Origin of the sequence: Patiriisocius marinistellae, assembly GCF_009014635.1 — a bacterium.
Classification (GTDB): Bacteria; Bacteroidota; Bacteroidia; order Flavobacteriales; family Flavobacteriaceae; genus Patiriisocius; species Patiriisocius marinistellae.
Map to the genome: position 1 here is coordinate 123814 of NZ_BKCF01000004.1, position 24538 is coordinate 148351.

The following is a 24538-nucleotide window of genomic DNA, read 5'->3' on the forward strand; positions in this document are numbered from 1 at the left end:
TTAATTATATTGATGTGAGCACTCTTAAACCTTTCGTTCTGTTTTTTTTCTGCAATAGTTGCGTACTACTTCCTAAAACTAAAATTCTTATATTTATCAGTAACATTATTGCTATGAAATCTCATTACGTTATTTTTTTCTTGCTATTCTTTTGCTTCACAGGAATTTCCGAAGCACAAGACGTGGAATTATATCAACAATTTAATGGACAATATGACTATCTCGCTTTTGGAAACACGCTTAACACAGGCGAAAATACTGGTGCAACCCCTCCCACTCCTTGCGTTATCTTAACTTCAAGTAGTGCTCAATTTGAATTACAACCTGGGCAAGAGCTAATAGCTGCATATCTTTATTGGGCAGGTTCTGGAACTGGAGATTTACAAGTTAATTTCAATGGTACGCAAGTTACCTCAGAAAGGACTTTTAGTGACAACCTTGGGCCAGACCTTGTTTATTTTGCAGCATTTGCAGATGTTACTTCAATTATTGCCGCAAGCGGAAACGGAACTTACACATTATCTGAGTTAGACCTTACAGATGTCATAGCCGATTATTGCGGAAATACCACAAATTTTGCCGGCTGGGCTGTTACAGTTATTTATGAAGACGCAACATTACCTCTCAATCAAGTAAGCATATTTGATGGGCTTGAAAGTGTTTCTTCCGCTAATAATAGTTTGAGTATTGAACTAAACAATTTAAATGTATTAGATAATGTAGGTGCGCGTATTGGTTTTACAGCTTGGGAAGGAGACCAATCACTCGCAGTAATGGAACAATTATTTATTAACGGAAACTTAATTAGTAATCCTCCATTAAACCCATCTGACAATGCGTTTAATGGAACAAACAGTTTTACAAATCAAAATAATATCTATAATATGGATATTGACACATATTCCATTGAAAACAATATAAATCCTGGCGATACATCTGCATTGATTAGTTTGACCTCTGGACAAGATTTTGTCATGATTAACAATGTGATTACAGTATTAAATAGCGAATTACCAGATGCTACAATTACCATAGATAATACAGTGGGAGGTACCCTTTGCGGCAACCGAAATATCACAGTAGAGTATACCGTATATAATATAAATAGTACCGACGAGCTTCCTGCAAATACACCTATCGCTTTTTATGTCAATAATACAATTATAGGACAAACTCAAACAACTGCAATTATACCTATTGGTGGACAAGAAACTGGCAGTATTAACTTGACAGTTCCAGAAAATCTAGGACCAGATTTTGCCCTAAGGACAGCTGTAGATGATAATGGAAATGGAACAAGTACCATTAATGAAATAAACGAAGACAATAATGAGTTTTCTCTTGATTTTCATTTGCTTGAATTTCCAAATCTCAATGCACTTGAAGACTTAGAGCGCTGCGATGCGGTGGGTATTGAGTTATTTAATTTAAATGATGCTCTTGACCAAGTTGATCCTTCATTGATTATAACATTTCATTTAACTCAAGATGATGCAATCAATAATATAAACCCTATTCTCGACCCTATAAATTTTGAAAACACAGAAAATCCACAAACAATTTATGTGAGAGCAGACAATACAGAATGTAATATTACAGACAGCTTTACTGTCGAAGTTATTGTCTGTCCTATACCAGATGCTACCATTGAACTTGCAGATAACTTAACCGCATGTAGAGGACGAGAATTTAATTTTGATTACACTGTTTTTAATACGTTAGGAACAGCAACATTACCGCCTGAAACACCTATTGCATTTTACACTGAAGGTATGTTAATAGGTCAAACAATAACACAAAACCCCATTGCAATTGGTGGAAGCGAAATAGGAAATATTACAATAGAATTTAACGAAACTACTCCAGATAATTTTTTTATAATTGCCATTGTAGACGACTTAGGTACAGGCATTGGTGTTGTTGAAGAACTTGATGAAACTAATAATGAATTTATGAGTTCTGTATCTTTTGCATCTATTCCAGCAATAACAAATCTTCCTAATTTAATGGAATGCAATATAGGCTATGGTTCTGCAATTTTTGATTTAACAGTTCAAGACAATTTAATTTCTAATAATAATGAAGATATAATTAATTATTTTACTTCTCCAGAAAACGCAATCGCAAATCAATTTCAAATTGAAATTCCTGCTGCTTATCAAAGTAGTGGTGGAATTCAAACAATATATGTAAGACTTGATACTGAAATTTGTTTTACCTTAGCTCAATTTATGGTCATTACTGAAAATTGCCCACCCAATATTCCACAAGGAATTTCTCCAAATAATGACAACTTAAACGATAAATTTGAAATCACAGGACTACTCAACATTTTTGAAAATTTTGAATTAAAAATATATAGCAGAGAAGGAAACATCATTTACGAAGGAAAACACGAAGATGGTTTGTGGGATGCAATACCCAATACAGGTATATTTTATGAAGAAAATTTAGTCCCCGTAGGAACATATTTTTATGTGCTTTTTTTAAACGATGAACAATATCCAGATGCTTTAACAGGTTGGGTGTATATTAATTATTAAATGAAATTAAAATTAAAACAATACTTTCTATTCTTTGTAATAGTAATTAGCCAAAACATTATTGCTCAAGATAAACCGCATCTTTATTTTAACAAAGATGGTAAAGAGATTGCTAAAGATGATTACTGCAGGAGATGTGAAATACAGTATTTTATACCCGTAGAGATTGAAAATGATAGCATTATCAAACATGTAATAATTCCTAGGCAAATTATGGGTGTCTTAAATAAAAAAGAGCTAATGCAAGTTCAACAGTTTATTGGGAATACAGTAAATAGAAAGATTTACAAAAACCACATCATAATCCTCAACTATTTCACGACAAAAAACAGTAATATTAAACATTATACTAATAACAAAGGTTATATCAAAAAATGCAAAAAAGATGAAACCATTTCTCAATTTTTTATAACCGAAAAAGACTTTAAGTTTACATCAAGAAAAACGCCCATATTCGAAGATATTACAGGAAATATTGCCCGCATATTTTTTCAAAATTCAAATATCAATTGTAGCTATGTCATTATTAAGCCAGATGGTTACTACTACACGTATTTAGGTGAATATCCACAAGACAGAATCATAGACATCGCTAAAAGTTCTTGGAATGCATCAAAAAATAACTAATGGTTATATTTCGCAATTTAATAACTTGACAAAATTTCAACTAGATTTACTTTAAAAAACACATGAAAAATATCCTCCTTACAGTTTTTATTTTGACTAGCATTTATGCTACTGCGCAACGCACTAATAAACAAGAGAGATTTCCTAATGCAGATGATGCTTATATAACATTCGAAATTTTCTCACCTTTTTATATTGCCAATCCTCGCTATAGATTTGGTTACATTCACCCATTAAATAAAACCTGGAAAATAGGCGGTGAATTAGGTATTGGCTCTGATGAGACAACAATCAGTATTGCAGAATATGACGACCAAGAAGATTTTACCGTTTTTGAAGCAAGAGCTCAAATTTATTATGTTTTAAACCCTACAAAACGTGTCAACCATTATGTTTCTGTAGAGCCTTTTTATTTTAATCAAAATTCAGTCATAGATTTTAGCAGCTACCTTATAGATAATCAGGTTAGAGTTAGATATGACCGTGCAGATTATCAACGCGAAAAACTAGGTGCAAATTTATTATACGGAGTATTTATTCCTTTCGGAAAATCAGTCGGGCTCAATTTTTATGTAGGTCTTGGAGTGAGGTCAAGAACAAACACCTACACAAACCTTGTAAATCCAAGAACTACAATATTCAATGACTATAATGATGACTTTTTCTTTGATATAGAAGATTATCGAGAAGACGCAGGAACAACAACTGGATTAAACATTTCGGCTGGTGGAAAGTTTTTTGTAATACTTGATTAAAAAAATTAAACACTTTCTTCGGAAATTTTAATACAATTTTAAGGCTTCGGAAATTGATAACACCCCATTCTTGACCCTAATTTTAGTAACTTTACTGTTTACTGAAATGTGCTATGAAATTTAAAATTGAATCAGAATTTAAACCCACTGGGGACCAACCCGAAGCTATAAAATCATTAGTCTCAGGAATTAATTCCGAAGAAAAATACCAAACATTATTAGGGGTAACCGGAAGTGGAAAAACCTTTACTGTTGCTAATGTTATTCAAGAAGTACAAAAACCCACATTAGTTTTAGCTCACAATAAAACCCTCGCAGCGCAACTATATCAAGAGTTTAAAGCATTTTTCCCTAATAACGCAGTAGAGTATTTTGTCTCCTACTATGATTATTATCAACCCGAAGCTTTTATTCCTACTAGTGGAACCTATATTGAAAAAGACCTCTCCATAAATGAAGAAATTGAAGTAATGCGGTTAAGTACCACCTCTTCCCTACTTTCAGGAAGACGTGATGTAATAGTAGTTGCATCTGTGTCATGTTTATACGGAATAGGTAATCCTGCCGAATTTCAGAAGAACGTAATAAGCCTTCAAAAAAACCAAGTAATCTCAAGAACAAAATTACTGCACCGTCTTGTGCAAAGTCTCTATTCAAGAACCGAAGCAGATTTTAATCATGGCCGTTTTAGAATAAAAGGAGATACCGTAGATGTATTTCCAGGATATGCGGACCACGCATTTAGAATTCATTTTTTTGGTGATGAAGTAGAGGAAATTGAAGCTTTTGATCCACTTAACAATAATGTTATTGAAAAATATGACCGCCTAAATATCTATCCAGCAAATATGTTTGTGACATCCCCAGATGTTTTACAAGGCGCTATTAGAGAAATACAAGATGACTTAGTAAAACAAGTAGATTATTTTAAAGAAATAGGAAAGCACTTAGAAGGAAAACGACTTGACGAGCGCACTAATTTTGATTTAGAAATGATACGTGAACTTGGGTATTGTAGCGGTATTGAAAATTACTCTCGGTATTTAGACGGTCGCCTTCCAGGAACTAGACCCTTTTGTTTATTAGACTTTTTTCCAGATGACTATTTGATGGTAGTTGATGAAAGCCATGTAATGATTCCGCAAGTGGGTGCTATGTATGGTGGCGATAGATCTCGTAAAGAAAATCTAGTAGAATACGGCTTTAGATTGCCGGCAGCAATGGACAATCGACCATTAAAATTTGAGGAGTTTGAAGCAATGCAAAATCAAGTTATTTTTGTGAGCGCCACTCCTGCAGATTATGAGTTAGAAAAAACAGACGGTGTTTATATTGAACAAATTATTAGACCTACTGGATTGTTAGACCCACCAATTGAAGTGCGCCCAAGTCTCAATCAAATTGATGACCTCATTGAAGAAATGCAACAACGCATTGAAAAAGATGAGCGCATTTTAGTGACAACACTAACAAAAAGAATGGCGGAAGAATTGACTAAATATCTCGCCAGAGTAAATATTCGCGTTAATTATATTCACAGTGATGTAGATACATTAGAGCGTGTTCAAATTATGCAAGATTTAAGACTTGGAGTGTATGATGTTTTAGTAGGTGTTAACTTATTGAGAGAGGGACTGGATTTACCAGAGGTATCGCTCGTTGCTATTCTTGACGCCGACAAAGAAGGATTTTTGAGGAGTAATCGCTCCTTAACGCAAACTGTGGGACGTGCCGCCCGAAATTTAAATGGGAAAGCAATTATGTATGCTGACAAAATAACCCGTAGTATGCAACAAACAATTGATGGAACCGAATATAGGCGACAAAAGCAAATTGCTTATAATCAAGCTAATAAAATTACACCGACAGCTATTAAAAAGAGTTTTGAAAACGCACTAACAAAATCAAAACAAGAGGCATACACCTTTGAAACTGCCGAAACTTTAAGTGCTGCAGAACCAGAGGACCAGTACTTAACAAAATCACAGGTTGAAAAGAAAATAAGAGACACGCGCAAAGCAATGGAAAAAGCTGCGAAAGAGTTAGATTTTATGATGGCAGCAAAATTGCGGGATAAGATTAAAGTATTCCAGAAACAATTAGAAACGGAAGAATAAAACTCAATTTTACAATGCCATTAACACACTATATTTTCATATTACTGTACTTTCCCATTTCTATGATAGCACAAGAAAAAATCAACTTTATTAATAAAACAATTCCTGAAAGCATAAAAGCAGAGACATTAAAAGCACTCTCGCATTATCCAGAACTTGAAACTACAGAAATCTCATTTGAGTTTAAAGACAATATCAAAAAATCTACAATGCAGGCACAACCTACCTTTGGTAGTTTTTTCAGAAATAAAAAAAATAGAAGTTACCGTATAAAAATTAGCAGAAAAATTCAAATAGAAAATGAGGAGCTTTCTATCGATGATATTCCTAGCGATGTAATGATAGGTTGGTTAGGACACGAACTTGGACACATTATGGATTATCGTAGTCGCACTAACATGGGTATGGTTGTATTTGGCTTTAAATATTTATTCTCTGGCGCCCACATACAAGAAGTTGAACGAGCTGCAGACACTTATGCAATAAAGCACGGTATGGGAAATTATATTTTAGAAACCAAGAACTTTATACTAGATCACGCTAATATTTCAGAAAAATATAAAGCTAAACTTCGCAGATTATACATGTCACCTGAGGAAGTGATGCATTTATTAAATGAGCATAATTAAATATTCTTTACAAAAGCTTCCCATTCCTTAAACTTTTCTTCTTTCATCACACGTGCCATTTTTACTTGCCCTCCTTTTTTCTTATTACTGGCATTCCAGTCATAAAAAACATTTGGAGATATGGTAGTAACTTTGACACCCTTCAATGCTTTACTACGAGCAACTTTATAATTTTTATTAGCATTCTTTAGTGCAGTATCTAATGCTTCGGAAATTTCTGCGGCATCTACTTTTGCTTCTGTTCCTAAATACCAATGGTGATAAAATTCTCCGTCAATATTAAGTGCTGCTAGTGTAAATTCTGGAATCTCAATGTCAAATTTTTGTTCCATTTCACGAAGTGCAACATCCATTTTATTTACTGATAATTGAGAGCCAACAACATTTAAAAAGAATTTTGTACGACCTGTTATTATAATTTCGGCGCGTTCAATATCTGTAAATGCAATAGTATCACCTATTAAATAACGCCATGCTCCAGCCACTGTACTAATGATAAGTGCATAATCCTGCTCAAGCTCAACCTCATCAAGAGTAAGTGCAGGAGCATCTTGCGACAGTGAGCCATCTTCTAAAATGTATTCTGGTTTAAATGGTACAAATTCAAAATATATACCATTGTCAGTCACTAATTTCATTGAAGTTGTCTCTGGTCTTTGCTGAAATGCAATAAAACCTTCAGATGCTAAATATGTATCAATAACAGTAATAGGTTTTGAAAGAATTAAATCAAAACTTTTTTCATAAGGCTGAAATGCTACTCCTCCACTTGTATACACCTGCAAATTAGGCCATACATCATGTATTGTCTCTGCATTGTGGTATTCTATAACTTTCTTCATCATTAATTCCATCCATGATGGAATGCCACTTAAAGCTCCTATATCCCATGTCTTAGCTCTTTCTGCGATGGTTTGAACGCGTTCATCCCAATCATCAATTTTTGCAATATCCTCTCCTGGTTTATAATATCCTTTAAACCAAAATGGAATGTTACTCGCAGTAATTCCACTAATTTCTCCTTCCAGAAACTCTCCTCTTTCACTCAAATCTGTCGAGCTTCCCAGCATCATTATCTCTTTTTCAAAAAAATCTGGTTCAAGGTTAAAATTTGATAATGCTCCCACTTGTTGAACTCCAGCTGCTTTTATAGCATCAATCATAGCACTAGTTACAGGAATTCTTTTACTTTCCTTCCCTGTAGTTCCACTACTCAATGCAAAATAAGATGGTTTTCCTGGCCATGTAATGTCCTCTACACCGTCAATAACACGACACCACCACTCCTCTTTCATTTTATTGTAATCATGAAAAGGAATTGCTTGATTAAAAGATTTTGACACATCTTCAGATTCTAAAATTTTTTCAAATGCATAGTATTTGCCGAATGCCGTATTTTTTGCTGTCTCTAACAAGTTATTTAAAACATTGCGCTGCTCTTCCCGTGGTGAAGTTTCAGAAGTTAAACTACCTCTTAAATCTATTGCTCCTTTAATAATTGATCCTAAAATTGCCATATTTATGTTACGTCGTTGTTTACTGCAAATTACAATATTCAAAAGTTTCAACAATTTAGTTTAATATAGCTTTAACGCTTACCAAATAGTATCTTTGTAATATGGCAAATCATCCAGATTCTATTAGATTAAATAAAGCAATTAGTGATAGTGGCTACTGTTCTAGACGTCAAGCAGACGTTTTAATTGAACGTGGCAGCGTTACTATTAATGGTACTGTTATGACTCTTGGCGATCGTGCTATGCCAGAAGATAGAATTGAAGTTGATGGAAAGTTAATTACTAAAAATGATAACCTTGTTTACATTGCGCTAAATAAACCTGTGGGAATTACATGTACTACAGACAAACGTGTGGATGGCAACGTTGTAGATTTTATAGGTCATAGTGAACGTATTTTTCATGTAGGGCGACTTGATAAACCAAGTGAAGGTTTATTACTCATGACTAATGATGGGGATATTGTCAATAAAATTTTACGTGCTGGAAATAAACATGAAAAGGAATATATTGTAAAAACAGACCGACATATTACAGATGAGTTTTTACATAAAATGGCTAATGGTGTTCCGCTTGCTGAACTTGAAACAACCACTAAAAAATGCCACATTGAACGCGTGAGTAGATTTGTGTTTAAAATTATATTGATCCAGGGCTTAAATAGACAAATACGCAGAATGTGTGAATATCTAGGCTATGAGGTGTTAGAATTACAACGTACTCGTATAATGAATATTGAATTAGGTAATTTAGCTATTGGGAAATGGAGAGATTTGACAAAAGAGGAAGTTAGTGGGCTTCAAAATGCTGTTTCTGAAAGTGACAATAGCTCTTTTGTGGATCAAAAACAAGAAAATAATTTGAGTAAGAATGCTTCGGAAACGAGAAACAATGAAAATTCTCGTAAAATTTCAGAAGATAAAAGAAAAGCTCCAAGGGATAAAAAAGGGTTAGAAAGAAATGCTGAAAGAAGTACTGGAGGCAGAAGAAGGCGTGGTAGAACAAGTTAGTCTATAAAAAAAATAACCACACGCGGCCGGGTGACGTGTGATCTTTCAACTAACTAACCAAATTAAATTTCAATTATGAAATTCCCCAGCCATTTTCTTATATAAATTCTCACATTTAAAAGAGTATAATCTCACTCTTTAAGAACCTTACAAATATCAAAATAATTAATCCAGTTTTTGGATGTATATCAAAACGATCCACGGATTTTAAGAGTCAAACATCGAAAACCATAGCATGTGATTTAAACTAGGTTTGTTCTACTTTATAAAAGTATTTAAAAAACAGTTAATCACTAATTATTTAAGGCAACTTTAAGATAATTACTATTAAATCTAGGTACTTTTAAAAAAGAAAAATAATTTATGATTAAAATTTACAATCGCACATTAAGTTTTTTTAATACAATTGAAAGTAAAATTGCATTTTATCCCACATTATTAGCTTTAGGAGGATTTTTACTTTCTATATTTATGATGTCTCTTGAGGAAAAGGGTGTTTCTAAAATGATTTTAGAAACACTTCCTAGATTAATGTTAGAAGATGGTGATACTGCATTAACTGTCATGAGTGCTTGTGTAGGTGGAATCATCTCTATGATGGTTTTTAGCTTTTCAATGGTTATGCTATTGCTTAGTCAAGCATCAAGTAATTTTTCTCCGCGATTGTTACCTGGGTTGATTTCAGACAAAATTCATCAAGTAATCCTAGGTACGTATCTCGCTACGATTATCTATTTTATATTTACTCTATTTTCAATTGAGCCAGATGATGAGAAATACACATTGCCTGGTATGTCTATATTATTAGGGATATTACTTACCATACTTTGTCTGGGAGCTTTTATATATTTTATTCATAATATTTCGCAACGTATACAAATTAATAATATCCTGGATGATATTTATAAGCAGTCTAAAGATAGACTAGAAAGCCTAATTGATATAGAAAGCAATAAGGCTGATGATTTATTAAATTCATTTCCAAAAACAAAAAACTGGCATTCTTATACTTCTAAAGAAAGTGGTTATTTTCAAAACATTTCTTTTTCAAACGTGATAGCCTTTTGTGAAGAAGAAGAAACAAAAATTTACATTGCAATTCCTAAAGGTTTTTTTGTGCTTAGTAAAGTTCCTTTTATATATTCTGATAAAGAAATTTCAGAAGAAAAACTAAATAAACTTTTGGAAAACATAAATTTTTCAAGAGGTGAGCTAGTTACTGATAATTATATTTTAGCGTTTAAACAGATTACTGAAATTGCTGTAAAGGCAATGTCTCCCGGGATTAATGATCCAGGAACAGCAATTAATGCAATTGATTATTTAACCGAATTATTTTCCCTTAGAATGCTAAAAAAAGATACTGGAGTTATTGTAAAAGATGAAAAGGTGTATGCTAAAATTGCAGTGGTCTCATTTGAAGAACTTTTATATTATTCAATGGCTTCGCTACGTACATATTGTAAGCACGACCCAATTATTGTACAAAAATTATTATGGATGTTGGGTTATTTATTAGAGCAAGACGCTGAAGAAAAAGCTTATTTTGAAATAATAAATGCAGAAATTTTCGCTCTAAAAGAAGATGCAAAAACTGCTTTTAGTAATGAGAGAGATTTTCAAGCAATAATGAATCTACCTTTACAAAACTAATTATAGTAAGTTTTAAAAATCTTCAATATATATTCTGATGGAATTGTTTTTTGACCATCCTCAGCAAACTTTAAAATCATTTGATCAATTACACCTTGACGAATTCCCATTTTTAATCCAAATTGTTTAATAGCAGTCACTTCGTTTTGATGGGTTTCATCGTCAATATTCATTATTAAAACCAATTTGTAAAAGTGGGTAATTCTACCCATTTCTGTAGGGATGGTTTGTGAAGGAATGGGATAATGAAAAAGTTCATCAACTTCTTTTGAGGAGACATTCATTTTCTCAGCAATACGGTGTATAAAATCATACTCTGCTTCATCAATTTTCCCGTCTGCCATTGTAATTATAATCAAATCGCTAATAAGCGCTTGGTTTTCTTTATTCATGGTTGACATTTTTTTATTCTTGTATTGAGATTGAAAGTTTCAAATATTAAAAATTGCTGATAAATCTAAAATCAATATTTCATTATTTTTCTTATAAAGTTATTTCCATTTTCATCTGTAGCCTTTACAAAATACAATCCTCTTTCTAGTGATGATGTTTTTATATTATTTTGGTTCTTATTTCCTAAAACCAATTGACCGGAAGTAGAAATTATTTGAATTTGTAAAATATTAGTTTTTGAGTGAATATTTAATACATCTTTAGCAGGAATTGGATATAATACTACATCAGATTTTAAATTTTCGTCTATATTTAGTATAGTTTCTACAATGGTTGTGGTTGCGGTATTTGTTGTAATGGGTAAATTAAAGTCGAAAAAGATATCTGCAGTATTAGGAATAATATCTCCAATAACTAAGTCACTTTTGGGTTTTATTCTATAAGCAATATGTCCATTAGAGCCTACCTCATTTGTATCAACACTAGGTAAATAAATAGCATTAAAAATAAATTTCACTTTATTTCCATCAATTATTTCAACCTCACTATCGTGACTTGTACTTTCAATTTGTAAAGTTGACCAATCTAAATTTTCATCTAATTGATTTTCTACGATAACAAATATTGCAGGAGCTGTTCCCGTATTTTGAAAGCGTATGATATAATGTAAATATTTATCTACGTCTTCGAGTAAAATCTGTTCTCCTTCTATTACGTTTATATCATTAGGGTCGTACGAACCAATGACTACTTGGCTAAAATCAAACGTATTATTTTCTTCAGTAGCATCATCTACAATTGGAGTTACCGTTGCAGTAAAGTGTAATACATCATTTATGTTTACAATAGGAGGAGGCAGTACATCGAATGAAATATTTATATCCCTATTTTCAAATGGGTTCAAATTACTGTAATCAAACGTTAGCGTATTGTTTGTTTGGGAAGCTGTTGATGGCGTAGTACCAATTAGCGCTAGTTTTGTATCATCATATTCCAATATAACGGTACCGCTTAAAATTGTAGGTCCAAGATTGCTAAATACAACTTTATAAAAAGTTGTAAAACCAGGTCTAGAATCAGTTATTGGATACATACTTATGCTCAAATCACTTACACCTACAATTGGCTCTAGACAAAAATCGGCTACTTCTGTATTTCCTACACCTATAAAATTTACATCTTGATCTTCAGGCACAGATGTATAATAACCCAGTAAATCTGAAACAATACTAACATTATACGTCCCTTCATCACTTGGAAATAAGGTATAAGTTCCATTACTCAATGTGAAGGATGCTATCGTTTCAATTCCATTATCTGCTACTACAAGTAAATTAGCAGCTGAAATGTCATCTATATTTCCGCAGCCATCTAGATTTGTATCTAAAGTAATCATACCTGTAATTTGATTACTAGTTAACCCTAAATTATCATACCAAACAACTGATAAGGCGCCTGGAAAAGATACTGCACATATATCGATATCGCCATCACCGTTAAAATCACCAACATCAATTTTTCTAATATTAAAAAGATTTTGAGTAATTATCCTTTTTTCACTAAAAACACCGTCTCCTAGACTGTTCTCATACCAAACAATATCATTATCCTCATCAAGTACCGAAATTATATCTAAATCTCCATCATTATCAACATCTCTAAGTATACCTTCATTCGTACTATCTACATTTTGACCTATTATAATATGTGGTAAAAAAGCTCCGAGTCCATCAGTATTTTCATACCACATTAAATTATTACCATTGTTTGATGACAACAGTACATCAAAATCATTATCTCCATCTATATCACCGAAATCCACAGATGTTACATAATTCAATCCAGAGAAATTGATGTATGGACCAAAATTTCCTAAACCATCCAGATTTTCATGCCAGCCTGCACCAAAATCAAAAAAATCTATGGTAACAATATCTAAATCACCATCGCTATCTATATCAAACATTTTAGACTTTGTACTGTCTTCGGCACTTATGTAATGTTCAGAAAAATCTCCTAATCCATCTAGATTCTCATACCATAAAAGTCCGTTGATTTGTGTAAAACTTGAAATAGCATACGATGCTAAAATATCTAAATCACCATCGTCATCAATGTCGTATAAACTTACGCGGTATAAATAATTTTGAGCATTAACTTCGTTTATAGAAAATGAATTATTTGAAATGTTTATATTTTCAAGCCATACTATTTTATCATCAATTGTATTTGCCCAAATAATATCAACGTCTCCATCACCATCAATATCACCAAACTCTAATACACCAGCAATAATAGATGCTTCAATAACTTGTTGGGGACCGAAGTTCCCTAAACCATCCAAATTTTCATACCATGAAATTTTACTATTTGAACCGCTATTAATAATAGAAGTTGTAATTGTATCAACATCGCCATCACCATCTAAATCAACCGAATATATACCTCTAAATGCCTCAGAGTCTTCTGTAATTATATTTTCTTGAAATTCAATCTGACCATTTAATTGAAAAGCACTAATTGCTATAAATAAAATAAATAATTTTTTCATAACTAATAATTTGATACTTATCAAAAATAAGCCTTTTATTTTTGAATTCTATTTTGTTACTCAGAACGTAAGTTTATAGCATATTTTTAATTTACTACACATCTTTATCTTACTAAAAGCAAAAAGCCTTGAATTTTTAAATTCAAGGCTTTCAAAATTATTATTGTAAAGAAACTAAGCTAACACAGCTTGTACTTTATCTGCTGCTTCTTGAAACTCAATAGCACTTTGAACATCAAGTCCACTATTGTCAATTAATTCCTTTGCGATGTCTGCATTTGTTCCTTGTAAACGTACAATAATTGGTACGTTTATAGTTCCCATATTTTTGTATGCGTCAACAATACCTTGTGCTACACGATCACAACGAACAATACCACCAAAGATGTTAACTAAAATTGCTTTTACAGCAGGATCTTTTAAAATCAATTTAAAAGCAGCCTCAACACGCTCAGCATCTGCAGTACCTCCTACATCAAGAAAGTTTGCTGGCTCACCACCTGCTTGTTTAATTAAATCCATTGTAGCCATAGCAAGTCCAGCACCATTAACCATACACCCTACATTTCCATCAAGGTCTACATAATTTAATCCTTTTGATGCTGCCTCTACCTCCACTGGATTTTCTTCACGAAGATCTCGCATTGCCTCATAATCTTTATGACGAAATAATGCATTATCATCAATACTCACTTTTGCATCAACCGCGATAATTTTATCATCACTTGTTTTTAAAACAGGATTGATTTCAAACATTGATGAATCACTAGACTCATATGCCTTAACAAGTGCAGTAACAAATTTTGTCATACCCTTAAAGGCTTGTCCACTCAAACCTAAATTGAAAGCTACTTTTCTAGCTTGAAAAGGAAGTAATCCAGTTGCAGGATCAATCTCTTCATGAAAAATTAAATGTGGTGTTTCCTCGGCAACAGTCTCGATATCCATTCCACCTTCTGTAGAATACATCACCATATTTTTTCCTGTTACACGATTTAGAAGTACACTAATATAGTATTCTTCTGGTTCGCTATCACCTGGATAATATACGTCTTCAGCAACTAGTACTTGATGTACTTTTTTACCTTCAGCACTTGTCTGAGGAGTAATAAGGTTCATCCCTATAATGTCGTTAGCGATAGTTTTTACCTCATCAAGATTTTTAGCTAGCTTTACACCACCACCTTTTCCACGACCACCAGCATGTACTTGTGCTTTTATAACATGCCATCCTGTGCCTGTTTCTTCTGTTAGTTTTTTTGCTGCTTCAACTGCTTCTTCTGGAGTTTGCGCAACGATACCACGTTGAATGGTAACGCCAAAACTATTTAATACTTCCTTGCCTTGATATTCGTGTAAATTCATATGATTTCCTTGAAAAGGGTTGTTTTTAATTACTAAATGATAGTATAAACTATCTTAAAAGGTGAGACAAAAATAATAAATGTAGATCACTTTGACTAATCACAGAAGCGCTGTTATAAACAAATTTTACATTATTTAGTTTTCAAAAAAAATAACCACACAAAAGGCTTCTAATTTCTAGGAAAACTTCAAAATATTATAAATAAAATTTAAATTAACTTCAGAAATTTTAAAAATACTACTATTTAAGATTTGAAGGAATAGTTGGCTTCTTAGGGGGCATAGGACCTCGCAAATGAATAATGAGACCGTTTAGAAAATTTCGGAGAATTTGATCACCACACTCCATATATTTTGGATGATTTTCATTTCTAAATAAAGCTCCCAACTCTGCTTTACTTACCTTAAAATCAACCAATTCAAGAATTTTTAAAATATCATCATCTCGCAATTTATGAGCTACTCTTAATTTCTTGAAAATATCGTTGTTATTTAGTGGCATTTTTAACTTTTAGGCAAAGATACTTTATAAATATCATTCAGGTAAATCTGATAAAAAAAGAGTTACAATCACTCTATAAAATAAGTTTCTATTTTCTAGTTTAACACCTATTAATCTTGCCATTTTAATTTTATACACTATATGAATGATATAGCCAATAAAAATAGCCACCACTGTAACTAAAATAAATAATTGAAAATTAAAAGAAAACATACCTAACTATATTTTTTGATAAAACAAGTATATGATTATTATTTTGTAGGAAAAATATTACAGTTATGAAATTTTAATTTTTTCGACGAGATACTTATATTTCTGACAAATGACGTTTATTTAATTAATTAATTAATTAAATATCCTATAATTTATTGACAAATCTTTTAGCATTTTCAAAATCTTCAATAATTTCTTTAACAATTAATGCTGCAGGTTTAATATTATGGATCAGTCCAGCAATTTGACCAATTTCTAGTTCACCATCTTCTAGATCTCCTTCAAACATTCCTCGCTTTGCTCTTGCTCTCCCTAAAAGTTTAATTAAGTCTTCTTTAGATGGACTTTTTGTATAAAGCTCAGTAACTTGATTAAAAAAATTATTTTTTAACAACCTCACTGGCGCTAACTCTTTTAATGTAAGTACAGTATCTCCTTCTTTAGCAGCAACAACCATTTCTTTAAAATTAAGGTGTGCACTACTCTCTTCACTTGCCACAAACCTACTTCCCACTTGCACAGCATCTGCACCTAGGACCATAGCTGCAAGCATTCCCTTTCCTGTTGCAATACCACCGGCAGCAATAAGTGGAATTTTAATTTTCTCTTTTACCATGGGTATTAATGTAAGTGTCGTTGTTTCATCACGGCCGTTGTGTCCTCCAGCTTCAAAACCTTCGGCTACTACGGCATCAACCCCTGCCTCTTGAGCTTTTAACGCAAACTTTACACTACTTACTACATGCACTACAGTAATTCCATTTTCTTTTAAACGAGCTGTATAGGTCTTAGGATTACCAGCTGATGTAAATACAATCTTTACACCTTCATTAATGATAATTTGAATTATTTCCTCAATGTTAGGATATAACATGGGAACATTTACACCAAAAGGCTTATCAGTCGCCGCCTTGCATTTAATAATATGTTCTTTTAAAACTTCAGGATACATAGAGCCTGCTCCAATTATCCCTAGACCTCCAGCATTACTTACAGCACTGGCTAAACGCCATCCACTGTTCCATATCATTCCCGCTTGTATTAATGGGTATTGAATTTTAAAAAGTTCGGTAATTCTGTTTGGCATTACTTTTTTATTAGTTTGAATGTATTTGAAATATCTTCGGAAATTACTGTCGCAACATACATTCCGCTGGCAAGATTATCAATGGTTACGCTATTATTCGTAGCTGAAATTTCCGAAGTCATTACTCGTTGACCTGCTAATGTATAGATTTCAACCACTGCTTGTGAAACAAATGATGGGATTGAAAATGATACAATATTATCAGCTGGATTAGGGTACATTACAAATTGTGATGCGAGTAACTGATCTTCAATACCTAATATTTGCAGTGCATTGTAAGCTTCTTCAAAATTAGGGATTCCGTAACCCATCAAATCTGTTGGGCTACTAAATAAGTGTGAGGCCTCTCTCACTATTTGCATAATTTGCAAATTAGTAGCTTGAGGTCTTGATTGCCATAAGCTTGTAATAGCTCCCGCCATAATTGGAGAACTAAAAGATGTACCGTTATTAAAATCTATATTTCCATTTTGATCAATAACTGCAGAGCCTTCACCTTGTGCCATAACATCTGGTTTAATACGCCCGTCAAAAGTAGGACCGTATGAACTAAAGGAGGCGTAATTTTCATTGCTATCCACAGCTCCTACGGTAAAAACCCCGGGAGAGTCTGCTGGTGTAGCAACAAAGCCAAAGCTATTACCGTCATTTCCTGCACTTGTGACTAATAACATTCCCTTATCTAAAGCGTGACTTGCTCCTCTTGCCGAAATAGTTGTTTGCCCATCTAAATCCTCATAATCATGGTCATAACTTGAGTTATCAAAATCTTGATATCCTAATGATGTATTTACAACATCTACCCCTAAACTATCTGCACGCTCTAATGCCTCTACCCAGTATGCTTCTTCAACAGGATTTTCTGCTCCACCTTCTTCTGTAACATACAAATAGTAAGATGCTCCTGGAGCAGTACCTACAAAATCACCATCGATTAATCCAGCAATATCACTAAATGTTCTTGAACCGTGTGAGCCAGAACCGTCTGCATTTACTTGGCGTGTTACAAAATCATAGGTGTCAATAATTCTATCTTCGTCGATAGCATCTGCAAATGCTGGGTTTGAAAAAACCCCAGGAAAACCACTATCTAAAACTGCAACCACCATTCCTTCTCCAGTAAAATCTTGTTGGTGTAGAAAATCAACCGATATCATTTCGGTTTGATTAAGTGCTGCGCCATAATCATAATTAATACGATTTAGGGGATTTTCAATTGCAAATTTATCTGGTGTTGTACCATTTCCGCCAGGAGAGAAGTTAAGACTTTTATCCATATATTCTATAGCTGCTACAAATGGTAAATCTAATAAGGCTTCTATTTGAGACTCTGAACCTCTTACATATATACTATTCATCCATTTTGACTTTGCATAAACTGTTATGCCTGGTTGCGCCTCAACAACATCAATAAGATTTTCATCTACAGGTACATCTCTTTCATCAATAGGCGTATTATGCAACTGCTTTCTATCAAGCGCGTCTTGTGTTAAAATTGATATAGGATTAGCCAGTGAAGCGGCTACATCTGCTTTTTCATTAAAGAAAACAAGTGCGTCTTCTTGAGCGATTGCCATTTGAAAAGCAAATAATATTGTAACTAAAAGTAATTTTTTCATAATATTTTTTTAAGATATAACGCCACTTCCCAAACATTCATCGCCATGATACCATGCAACAAATTGACCTTCAGTGATTGCAGATTGTGGATTATCAAAGATAACATAAAGCCCAGTCGATGTTTGGTGCAACGTAGCTTTTTCTAATGTTTGACGATAACGAATACGTGCCATCACCTCCATTGTTTGATCTTCATCTATTTTTAAATCCTCTCTAATCCAATGAATCTCATCATTTTTCACAAACAATCCACTACGGTACAATCCTGGATGATTTTTACCCTGTCCTGTATAAATAACATTTTCATTAACATCTGTAGCAATAACAAATAATGGTTCTTTAGTTCCACCAACTGCAAGTCCCTTACGCTGCCCATTTGTAAAATAATGTGCACCATCATGTGTACCCACTTCCTTGCCATCAGAAATGGCGTACCTATGTTTTTCTGAAATATATTTTAATTCGGAAATTTCTGCGTCAAAATTGTTTTTGTCTCTTTGATACTTAGGAAAATCTGAAGGGATTTCAACGATAACTCCTTTTTTGGGAGCTAATTGTTGTTGCAAAAATTCTGGCAATCGCACTTTACCAATAAAACACAATCCTTGCGAATCTCTTTTTTCTGCTGTGACTAAATCTTGCTCTGCTGCAATTTTGCGAACATCTGGTTTTAAAATTTCGCCAATGGGAAATAATGTTTTTGATAACTGTTCTTGCGATAATTGACAAAGAAAGTAGCTCTGGTCTTTATTAAGGTCTTTACCGGCTAGCAGACTGTATGTTTCTTTTTCATTTCCGAAGTCATCCTTAATTAATCTTGTTCCTTTACGGCAATAGTGACCTGTTGCAACGTAATCTGCACCTAAGTCTAATGCTATTTTCATAAATACATCAAACTTTATTTCGCGATTACAAAGCACATCTGGATTTGGGGTACGCCCCATTTTATATTCCCGAAACATGTAATCAACAATACGTTCTTGGTATTGCTTACTCAAATCTACCGTTTGAAATGGAATATCTAATTTTTGTGCAACTAGCATGGCATCATTACTATCCTCTAACCAAGGACATTCTTCACTAATTGTTACTGAATCATCGTGCCAATTTTTCATAAAAAGACCAATGACATTATAGCCTTGTTTCTTTAAAAGATAAGCCGCAACACTAGAGTCTACTCCTCCGCTTAGACCCACAACAACTGTTTTTTTCTTTTCCATAATCAATGTCACAAAAATACTTGAAATAATGGTAATTTTTTAATTTGGATATTAGTTCAAATAAATATGTACTACCTTTTTACTGTTTAAAATAATCCTTAACTCTATAGAACAAAAGACTAATTACCTCTTTTATCTTGAGGTTTAGGAAACGTTTCTTCCTTTTCTAGTTTCCCGTCTTTAAAGGTTTTCCACACTCCATCTTTTCTTCCTTTTTTATATTGGCCTTCTAGTAATTTATCACCTCTCACATCATAATAAACTGCTGTACCGTGGAGTTTGTCGTTGGAATAATTAAGTGCTTTCAATAAAATAGCATCATATGAGTAATGGTTATTTGTACCCTCCATTAAGCCTTGTTTGTATGTAACTGTTTCGGCAACAACATCGTTACCATAGTAGGTAGTTTTAACGCCATCAAGTTTACCAGAGACATAATTTTCTCGGGTCATTACTTTATTACTTTTTTCATGATAATACAACCACTCACCTATGCGATTTTTATCTTTCATTTGACCTTCGCTTACTAATTTACCTTTGATAGTAAAGTACTTGACGTTGACAATATCATTTTCTAAAAAATCTTTTGTAGCCATGGGGTTTGTACCACACTCTTCGCAATAAAATTTAAAAAGTCCTTTTTCTTTCCCGTGTTCAAATTGGCCTTCATAACGCACTTGTTTGCTTTTTGGAAAATTCTTTTTCCAAATGCCGTGACGTTCACCATTTACATCTATTTGATTTATTTCGCTTTGAGCGGAAATATTAATTAATGAAAAAATGGTGATAAAAAGAAATAAAATTTTTGCTCTCATATTAAAATAACGTAAAAATTTATGGGGTATTGAATTAGAATAATATTTTCCAAAATTAATGCCATATTTGATCATTAGATAAAATATGGAATAATCAATATATTTTTTTTAATTTAAAAACGTCTCACGCAATAGCATGAGACGTTTTATTAACTTAGATAAAAGTATAGCTTTTTTATCTTATTTCTTCCCTGCCTTTTTTTGTTGTTCAGCTTGTTTCATCATATCCTCCATCTTCTTACTAAACTTACTTTGCTTTTTAGGCTTGGCTTTGTTTACTTGTATTTGTGCATGAATTTTGTCTTCATCAATTATTATGTTTTTAATGACTAACATAATACCTATGGTAATTAAATTTGAAATAAAGTAATAAAGCGAAAGTCCACTCGCATAGTTATTAAAAAAAACAAGCATAAATAATGGAGACAAGTACATTAAAAATTTCATGTTAGGCATTCCTGGCTGTTGTTGTGCTTGCATACTCTGTCCCATCGTCATTGTCATATATATAAATATCGCTATCGATGCTAGAATAGGGAATAAACTTACATGATCACCATAAAAAGGAATATTAAATGGCAACTCTGCTATTGTATCATAACTTGATAAATCGTCTGCCCATAAAAAGCTTTTTTGTCTCAAATCAAAAGCAGTAGGAAAAAATGTAAATAAGGCATAGAACACCGGAATTTGTAATAAGGCTGGTAAACATCCTTTGAGTGGACTGGCGCCTGCAATATTTTGAAGTTTCATAGTTTCTTGCTGAATCTTCATTTTATTGTCACCATGCTTTTCTTTAATTGCATCAATTTCTGGTTTCAATACTTTCATTTTTGCTTGCGCAACGTATTGTTTGTATTGTACTGGTGATAAAGCTAGCTTAATTAAAATGGTCATAAAGATAATAGCTAGACCCGCTGGTAACCATCCACTCAATATTCCAAAAAGTGGGATAATAATATACTTATTAATCATCCCAAAAATACCCCAACCTAAAGGCATTGCCTCATCAAGATTACGGTCATATTTTTTAAAAATTTTATAATCTGTTGGTCCTAAATAAAGATTCATGTTTTGTGCAATTGCACCACCCTTAGGTTCAATTAACATCTTTGCTGCATACTGTTTTGTATAAACAGTGTCAATTTCTTCATCTTGAACTAAATCATTTGAACTTAATGCCACTTCTTTAAAAGGGGTGTCTGTCAACAGCATAGAACTAAAGAAATGCTGACGGAAGTTTAACCAATTAACATCCACCTCAACCTCATCATCTTCTCCCGTAGGGTCTAATTTTGAATGTTTATCTCCCTCATATTCATATGTTAATCGTGAATACCTATTCTCGTATGAAATACTTTTTGCATGACGGTATCCCTTTAATTTCCAGTCAAGATACATAGGCTGACTTGTATTCATTACATTTTCAAGTCCTTGACTTTTAATGCTGAAATTTGTCATGTATTCCCCTGGAATCAACTCATAGCGATATTCTAAATATGAAGACGCTGCCGTTTTTAATCGCATAGTCAAAACGCTATTTTCTCCATTTTTAGAAAGCTGTGGCTCAAAAAATAAATCTTCTGTATTTAATAAACGGTTATCTGCAGAAAATTGAAAGTTTAATGATGAATTTCCATCCTTTACTAGGTATACTGGAATAGAATCAAAAGTTTTATGTTTTTTTAATCTTGCCTCTGTAATGTAACCACCTTTATTACTTACTTGTAAAAACAACACATCATTTTCAATTACGGTTGTCCCTTCTTTTGCTGAGGGTAATGTTCCCGAATATGCAAATGAACCTAATTTATTTTGCAGTTTTACTAGCCCTAACGAGTCAGTGGCAGCATTCATTTCGGCAGTTGCTTCTGTTAGCGTTACTTCTTCAGGACTTTTGTTTGCAGCTTTTTCAGTAGCAATTTTTTCTGCTTCAATTTTGGCTTCTTCTGCAGCTATTTCTTCTTCACTTGGCTTTTGTAAGTAAAGCATCCAAATAAAAATACCTCCAATTAATAAAAACCCTATCCACGTGTTTAAGTCAAATTTCTTTTCTTCCATCCTAATTCCTGCAATTGCAGTTTACTTTTAATTTCTCTCTTTGTTATAGCAACGAGAGTGTTTTTTGTTGTGCCTAAATTGGCGGTTGTTTAATATTTCAGAAGTACTTCTGAAAATTGTTTTCTTGTAGTCAACAATCTATCCTAAAAATAGATTGCGACATATTGTCTTATTTATTCTTAGAAAATTCGTGCGCAGCTTTTACCATACTTACAAATAATGGGTGTGGATTAGCAACGGTACTTTTATATTCTGGGTGGTATTGTACGCCAATAAACCACGGGTGATTTTCAACCTCAACTATTTCTACAAGTCCCGTTTCTGGATTTACTCCTGTGGTGTTCATTCCGGCTGATTCTAATTGATCTTTGTACGCATTATTATATTCAAATCTGTGGCGATGACGTTCTTCAATTACCTCATTTTTGTAGACATCGCTTACAATACTATTAGGGGTTAATTGGCATTTCCAAGAACCCAAACGCATTGTTCCACCTTTATCAATAATAGTTTTTTGCTCCTCCATTAAGTTTATAACTGGATGCGGTGTATTCTCATCCATCTCAACAGAATTTGCATCTTTCAATCCTAAAACGTTTCTTGAATATTCAATAACAGCCATTTGCATTCCCAAACAAATACCTAAAAACGGTAAATTATTTTCGCGAGCATAACGTACTGCTTCAATTTTACCTTCGATACCTCTTTCACCAAATCCTGGAGCAACAAGCACCGCGTCAAGGCCTTTAAATTTTTCTTTAACTGTTACTGCATTTATATACTCTGAGTGAATTGACTGTACATTAACCTTTACTTCGTTTGCAGCGCCTGCATGAATAAAAGATTCTAAAATTGATTTGTAACTATCCTGCAGTTCTACATATTTACCAATTAAACCAATGGTTACTTCTCCTTTAGGATTTTTATGACGCTTTAAAAATTGATTCCATCTATCTAAATTAGGTACAGAATCATCTTTTAAGTTTAATTTTTTGAGTGTTACTGTATCCAGACCTTCCTCAAGCATCAAATTTGGCACATCATAAATTGTTGATGCATCGATAGATTGAATCACTGCTTCTTTTTGCACATTGCAAAAAAGCGCTAATTTCTTTTTTAAATCTTCAGATAATTCGTGTTCTGTTCTGCATACTAAAATATCTGCTTTGATACCACTTTCCATTAATGTTTTAACAGAGTGTTGTGTAGGCTTAGTTTTTAGCTCTCCTGCAGCAGATAAATAAGGAACTAATGTTAAATGAATAACTAATGCATTATCATCGCCTAATTCCCATTTTAATTGACGAACACTTTCAATATATGGCAATGATTCAATATCCCCCACGGTTCCACCTATCTCAGTTATAACAATATCATAATCGCCACTGTTTCCAAGAATTTGGATTCTTTCTTTAATTTCATTTGTAATATGAGGTACAACTTGTACTGTTTTCCCTAGAAACTCACCTCGTCTTTCTTTTTGAATTACGCTTTGGTAAATACGTCCTGTTGTTACATTATTTGCTTGTGAGGTAGCAACATTTAAAAAACGTTCGTAGTGACCTAAGTCTAAGTCAGTTTCTGCACCGTCATCAGTTACGTAACATTCTCCATGCTCGTAAGGATTTAATGTTCCTGGATCAATATTAATGTAAGGATCTAATTTTTGAATCGTAACACGATATCCTCTCGCCTGCAACAACTTAGCGAGCGACGCAGCGATAATCCCTTTACCTAATGATGATGAAACTCCGCCCGTTACGAAGATGTATTTTGTAGTATCCATGAAACTTTACTGAAGTGTTTATACGGGATGCAAAGGTAGGTATTAATTAGGACTCTAAACGAATTGAAATTGGG

General features: G+C 33.1%; 18 protein-coding genes. 7 read left to right on the forward strand and 11 right to left on the reverse strand.

Annotation, left to right across the window (positions count from 1 at the left end):
* Positions 1 to 113 precede the first annotated feature (113 nt).
* The 5 genes from GB234_RS10925 to GB234_RS10945 all read left to right on the forward strand — a co-directional run bounded on the left by GB234_RS10925 (position 114) and on the right by GB234_RS10945 (position 6671).
* A complete protein-coding gene (locus tag GB234_RS10925; RefSeq protein ID WP_151894604.1) occupies positions 114 to 2543 on the forward strand; it encodes an FIDD domain-containing protein in 2430 nt (809 codons plus the stop codon).
* Positions 2544 to 3170: a hypothetical protein gene (locus tag GB234_RS10930; protein WP_151894605.1), complete on the forward strand. Its 627-nt coding sequence runs from the start codon at positions 2544 to 2546 to the stop codon at positions 3168 to 3170.
* 62 nt (positions 3171 to 3232) lie between these two features.
* Positions 3233 to 3925: a hypothetical protein gene (locus GB234_RS10935; RefSeq protein ID WP_151894606.1), complete on the forward strand. Its 693-nt coding sequence runs from the start codon at positions 3233 to 3235 to the stop codon at positions 3923 to 3925.
* A 113-nt stretch (positions 3926 to 4038) separates the two neighbouring features.
* Positions 4039 to 6042 carry an excinuclease ABC subunit UvrB gene (gene uvrB, locus GB234_RS10940; protein ID WP_151894607.1) on the forward strand — a complete coding sequence of 668 codons (2004 nt, stop codon included), beginning with the start codon at positions 4039 to 4041 and terminating at the stop codon, positions 6040 to 6042.
* 14 nt (positions 6043 to 6056) lie between these two features.
* On the forward strand, positions 6057 to 6671 hold the full coding sequence (locus GB234_RS10945; RefSeq protein WP_235906122.1) for a hypothetical protein: 615 nt from the start codon (positions 6057 to 6059) through the stop codon (positions 6669 to 6671).
* Here the strand turns inward: GB234_RS10945 and GB234_RS10950 are convergent.
* Positions 6668 to 8188, reverse strand: a complete 1521-nt coding sequence (locus GB234_RS10950; protein WP_151894608.1) for a GH3 family acyl-acid amido synthetase — start codon at positions 8186 to 8188, stop codon at positions 6668 to 6670. The two genes, GB234_RS10945 and GB234_RS10950, sit on opposite strands and share 4 nt — an antisense overlap.
* 101 nt (positions 8189 to 8289) lie before the next feature.
* On the opposite strand from GB234_RS10950, the gene rluF reads away from it, so the two are divergent.
* Positions 8290 to 9198 (forward strand): 23S rRNA pseudouridine(2604) synthase RluF, encoded by a 909-nt coding sequence (gene rluF / locus GB234_RS10955; RefSeq protein WP_151894609.1) that lies wholly within the window; start codon positions 8290 to 8292, stop codon positions 9196 to 9198.
* A 363-nt stretch (positions 9199 to 9561) separates the two neighbouring features.
* On the forward strand, positions 9562 to 10851 hold the full coding sequence (locus tag GB234_RS10960) for a DUF2254 domain-containing protein (protein WP_151894610.1): 1290 nt from the start codon (positions 9562 to 9564) through the stop codon (positions 10849 to 10851).
* Here GB234_RS10960 and GB234_RS10965 read toward each other — a convergent pair.
* The 10 genes from GB234_RS10965 to pyrG all read right to left on the reverse strand — a co-directional run bounded on the left by GB234_RS10965 (position 10848) and on the right by pyrG (position 24464).
* The gene (locus tag GB234_RS10965) at positions 10848 to 11243 is read right to left on the reverse strand and encodes a tellurite resistance TerB family protein (RefSeq protein WP_172966878.1); all 396 of its coding nucleotides are present in this window, start codon (positions 11241 to 11243) and stop codon (positions 10848 to 10850) included. The genes GB234_RS10960 and GB234_RS10965 overlap by 4 nt on opposite strands.
* A 71-nt stretch (positions 11244 to 11314) precedes the next feature.
* Positions 11315 to 13795 carry a DUF7619 domain-containing protein gene (locus GB234_RS10970; RefSeq protein WP_151894612.1) on the reverse strand — a complete coding sequence of 827 codons (2481 nt, stop codon included), beginning with the start codon at positions 13793 to 13795 and terminating at the stop codon, positions 11315 to 11317.
* 174 nt (positions 13796 to 13969) lie between these two features.
* Positions 13970 to 15160 (reverse strand): ADP-forming succinate--CoA ligase subunit beta, encoded by a 1191-nt coding sequence (sucC, locus tag GB234_RS10975; protein WP_151894613.1) that lies wholly within the window; start codon positions 15158 to 15160, stop codon positions 13970 to 13972.
* Positions 15161 to 15401: 241 nt separating this feature from the next.
* Entirely contained in the window at positions 15402 to 15662 is a 261-nt protein-coding gene (locus tag GB234_RS10980) for a DUF1456 family protein (protein WP_151894614.1), read from the reverse strand.
* A 358-nt stretch (positions 15663 to 16020) separates the two neighbouring features.
* Entirely contained in the window at positions 16021 to 16962 is a 942-nt protein-coding gene (locus GB234_RS10985; protein ID WP_151894615.1) for an NAD(P)H-dependent flavin oxidoreductase, read from the reverse strand.
* Complete coding sequence (locus tag GB234_RS10990; RefSeq protein WP_151894616.1) at positions 16962 to 18581, reverse strand: S8 family serine peptidase; 1620 nt, start codon at positions 18579 to 18581, stop codon at positions 16962 to 16964. Before GB234_RS10990 ends, GB234_RS10985 begins: the two co-directional genes overlap by 1 nt.
* Positions 18582 to 18590: 9 nt before the next feature.
* A complete protein-coding gene (mnmA, locus tag GB234_RS10995; RefSeq protein WP_151894617.1) occupies positions 18591 to 19802 on the reverse strand; it encodes a tRNA 2-thiouridine(34) synthase MnmA in 1212 nt (403 codons plus the stop codon).
* A 119-nt stretch (positions 19803 to 19921) separates the two neighbouring features.
* The gene (locus GB234_RS11000) at positions 19922 to 20617 is read right to left on the reverse strand and encodes a toxin-antitoxin system YwqK family antitoxin (RefSeq protein WP_151894618.1); all 696 of its coding nucleotides are present in this window, start codon (positions 20615 to 20617) and stop codon (positions 19922 to 19924) included.
* A gap of 180 nt (positions 20618 to 20797) precedes the next feature.
* Positions 20798 to 22678, reverse strand: coding sequence for a membrane protein insertase YidC (gene yidC, locus GB234_RS11005; RefSeq protein ID WP_151894619.1), 1881 nt, complete (start codon positions 22676 to 22678; stop codon positions 20798 to 20800).
* Between the two features lie 169 nt (positions 22679 to 22847).
* A complete protein-coding gene (pyrG, locus tag GB234_RS11010) occupies positions 22848 to 24464 on the reverse strand; it encodes a CTP synthase (protein ID WP_151894620.1) in 1617 nt (538 codons plus the stop codon).
* Between the last annotated feature and the right edge of the window lie 74 nt (positions 24465 to 24538).

Excerpts from the sequence above, each read along its gene's own strand:
- GB234_RS10925 (WP_151894604.1), top strand. The coding sequence starts at position 114 with ATGAAATCTCATTACGTTATTTTTTTCTTGCTATTCTTTTGCTTCACA.
- GB234_RS10930 (WP_151894605.1), top strand. The coding sequence starts at position 2,544 with ATGAAATTAAAATTAAAACAATACTTTCTATTCTTTGTAATAGTAATT.
- GB234_RS10935 (WP_151894606.1), top strand. The coding sequence starts at position 3,233 with ATGAAAAATATCCTCCTTACAGTTTTTATTTTGACTAGCATTTATGCT.
- uvrB (WP_151894607.1), top strand. The coding sequence starts at position 4,039 with ATGAAATTTAAAATTGAATCAGAATTTAAACCCACTGGGGACCAACCC.
- GB234_RS10945 (WP_235906122.1), top strand. The coding sequence starts at position 6,057 with ATGCCATTAACACACTATATTTTCATATTACTGTACTTTCCCATTTCT.
- GB234_RS10950 (WP_151894608.1), bottom strand. The coding sequence starts at position 8,188 with ATGGCAATTTTAGGATCAATTATTAAAGGAGCAATAGATTTAAGAGGT.
- rluF (WP_151894609.1), top strand. The coding sequence starts at position 8,290 with ATGGCAAATCATCCAGATTCTATTAGATTAAATAAAGCAATTAGTGAT.
- GB234_RS10960 (WP_151894610.1), top strand. The coding sequence starts at position 9,562 with ATGATTAAAATTTACAATCGCACATTAAGTTTTTTTAATACAATTGAA.
- GB234_RS10965 (WP_172966878.1), bottom strand. The coding sequence starts at position 11,243 with ATGAATAAAGAAAACCAAGCGCTTATTAGCGATTTGATTATAATTACA.
- GB234_RS10970 (WP_151894612.1), bottom strand. The coding sequence starts at position 13,795 with ATGAAAAAATTATTTATTTTATTTATAGCAATTAGTGCTTTTCAATTA.
- sucC (WP_151894613.1), bottom strand. The coding sequence starts at position 15,160 with ATGAATTTACACGAATATCAAGGCAAGGAAGTATTAAATAGTTTTGGC.
- GB234_RS10980 (WP_151894614.1), bottom strand. The coding sequence starts at position 15,662 with ATGCCACTAAATAACAACGATATTTTCAAGAAATTAAGAGTAGCTCAT.
- GB234_RS10985 (WP_151894615.1), bottom strand. The coding sequence starts at position 16,962 with ATGCCAAACAGAATTACCGAACTTTTTAAAATTCAATACCCATTAATA.
- GB234_RS10990 (WP_151894616.1), bottom strand. The coding sequence starts at position 18,581 with ATGAAAAAATTACTTTTAGTTACAATATTATTTGCTTTTCAAATGGCA.
- mnmA (WP_151894617.1), bottom strand. The coding sequence starts at position 19,802 with ATGGAAAAGAAAAAAACAGTTGTTGTGGGTCTAAGCGGAGGAGTAGAC.
- GB234_RS11000 (WP_151894618.1), bottom strand. The coding sequence starts at position 20,617 with ATGAGAGCAAAAATTTTATTTCTTTTTATCACCATTTTTTCATTAATT.
- yidC (WP_151894619.1), bottom strand. The coding sequence starts at position 22,678 with ATGGAAGAAAAGAAATTTGACTTAAACACGTGGATAGGGTTTTTATTA.
- pyrG (WP_151894620.1), bottom strand. The coding sequence starts at position 24,464 with ATGGATACTACAAAATACATCTTCGTAACGGGCGGAGTTTCATCATCA.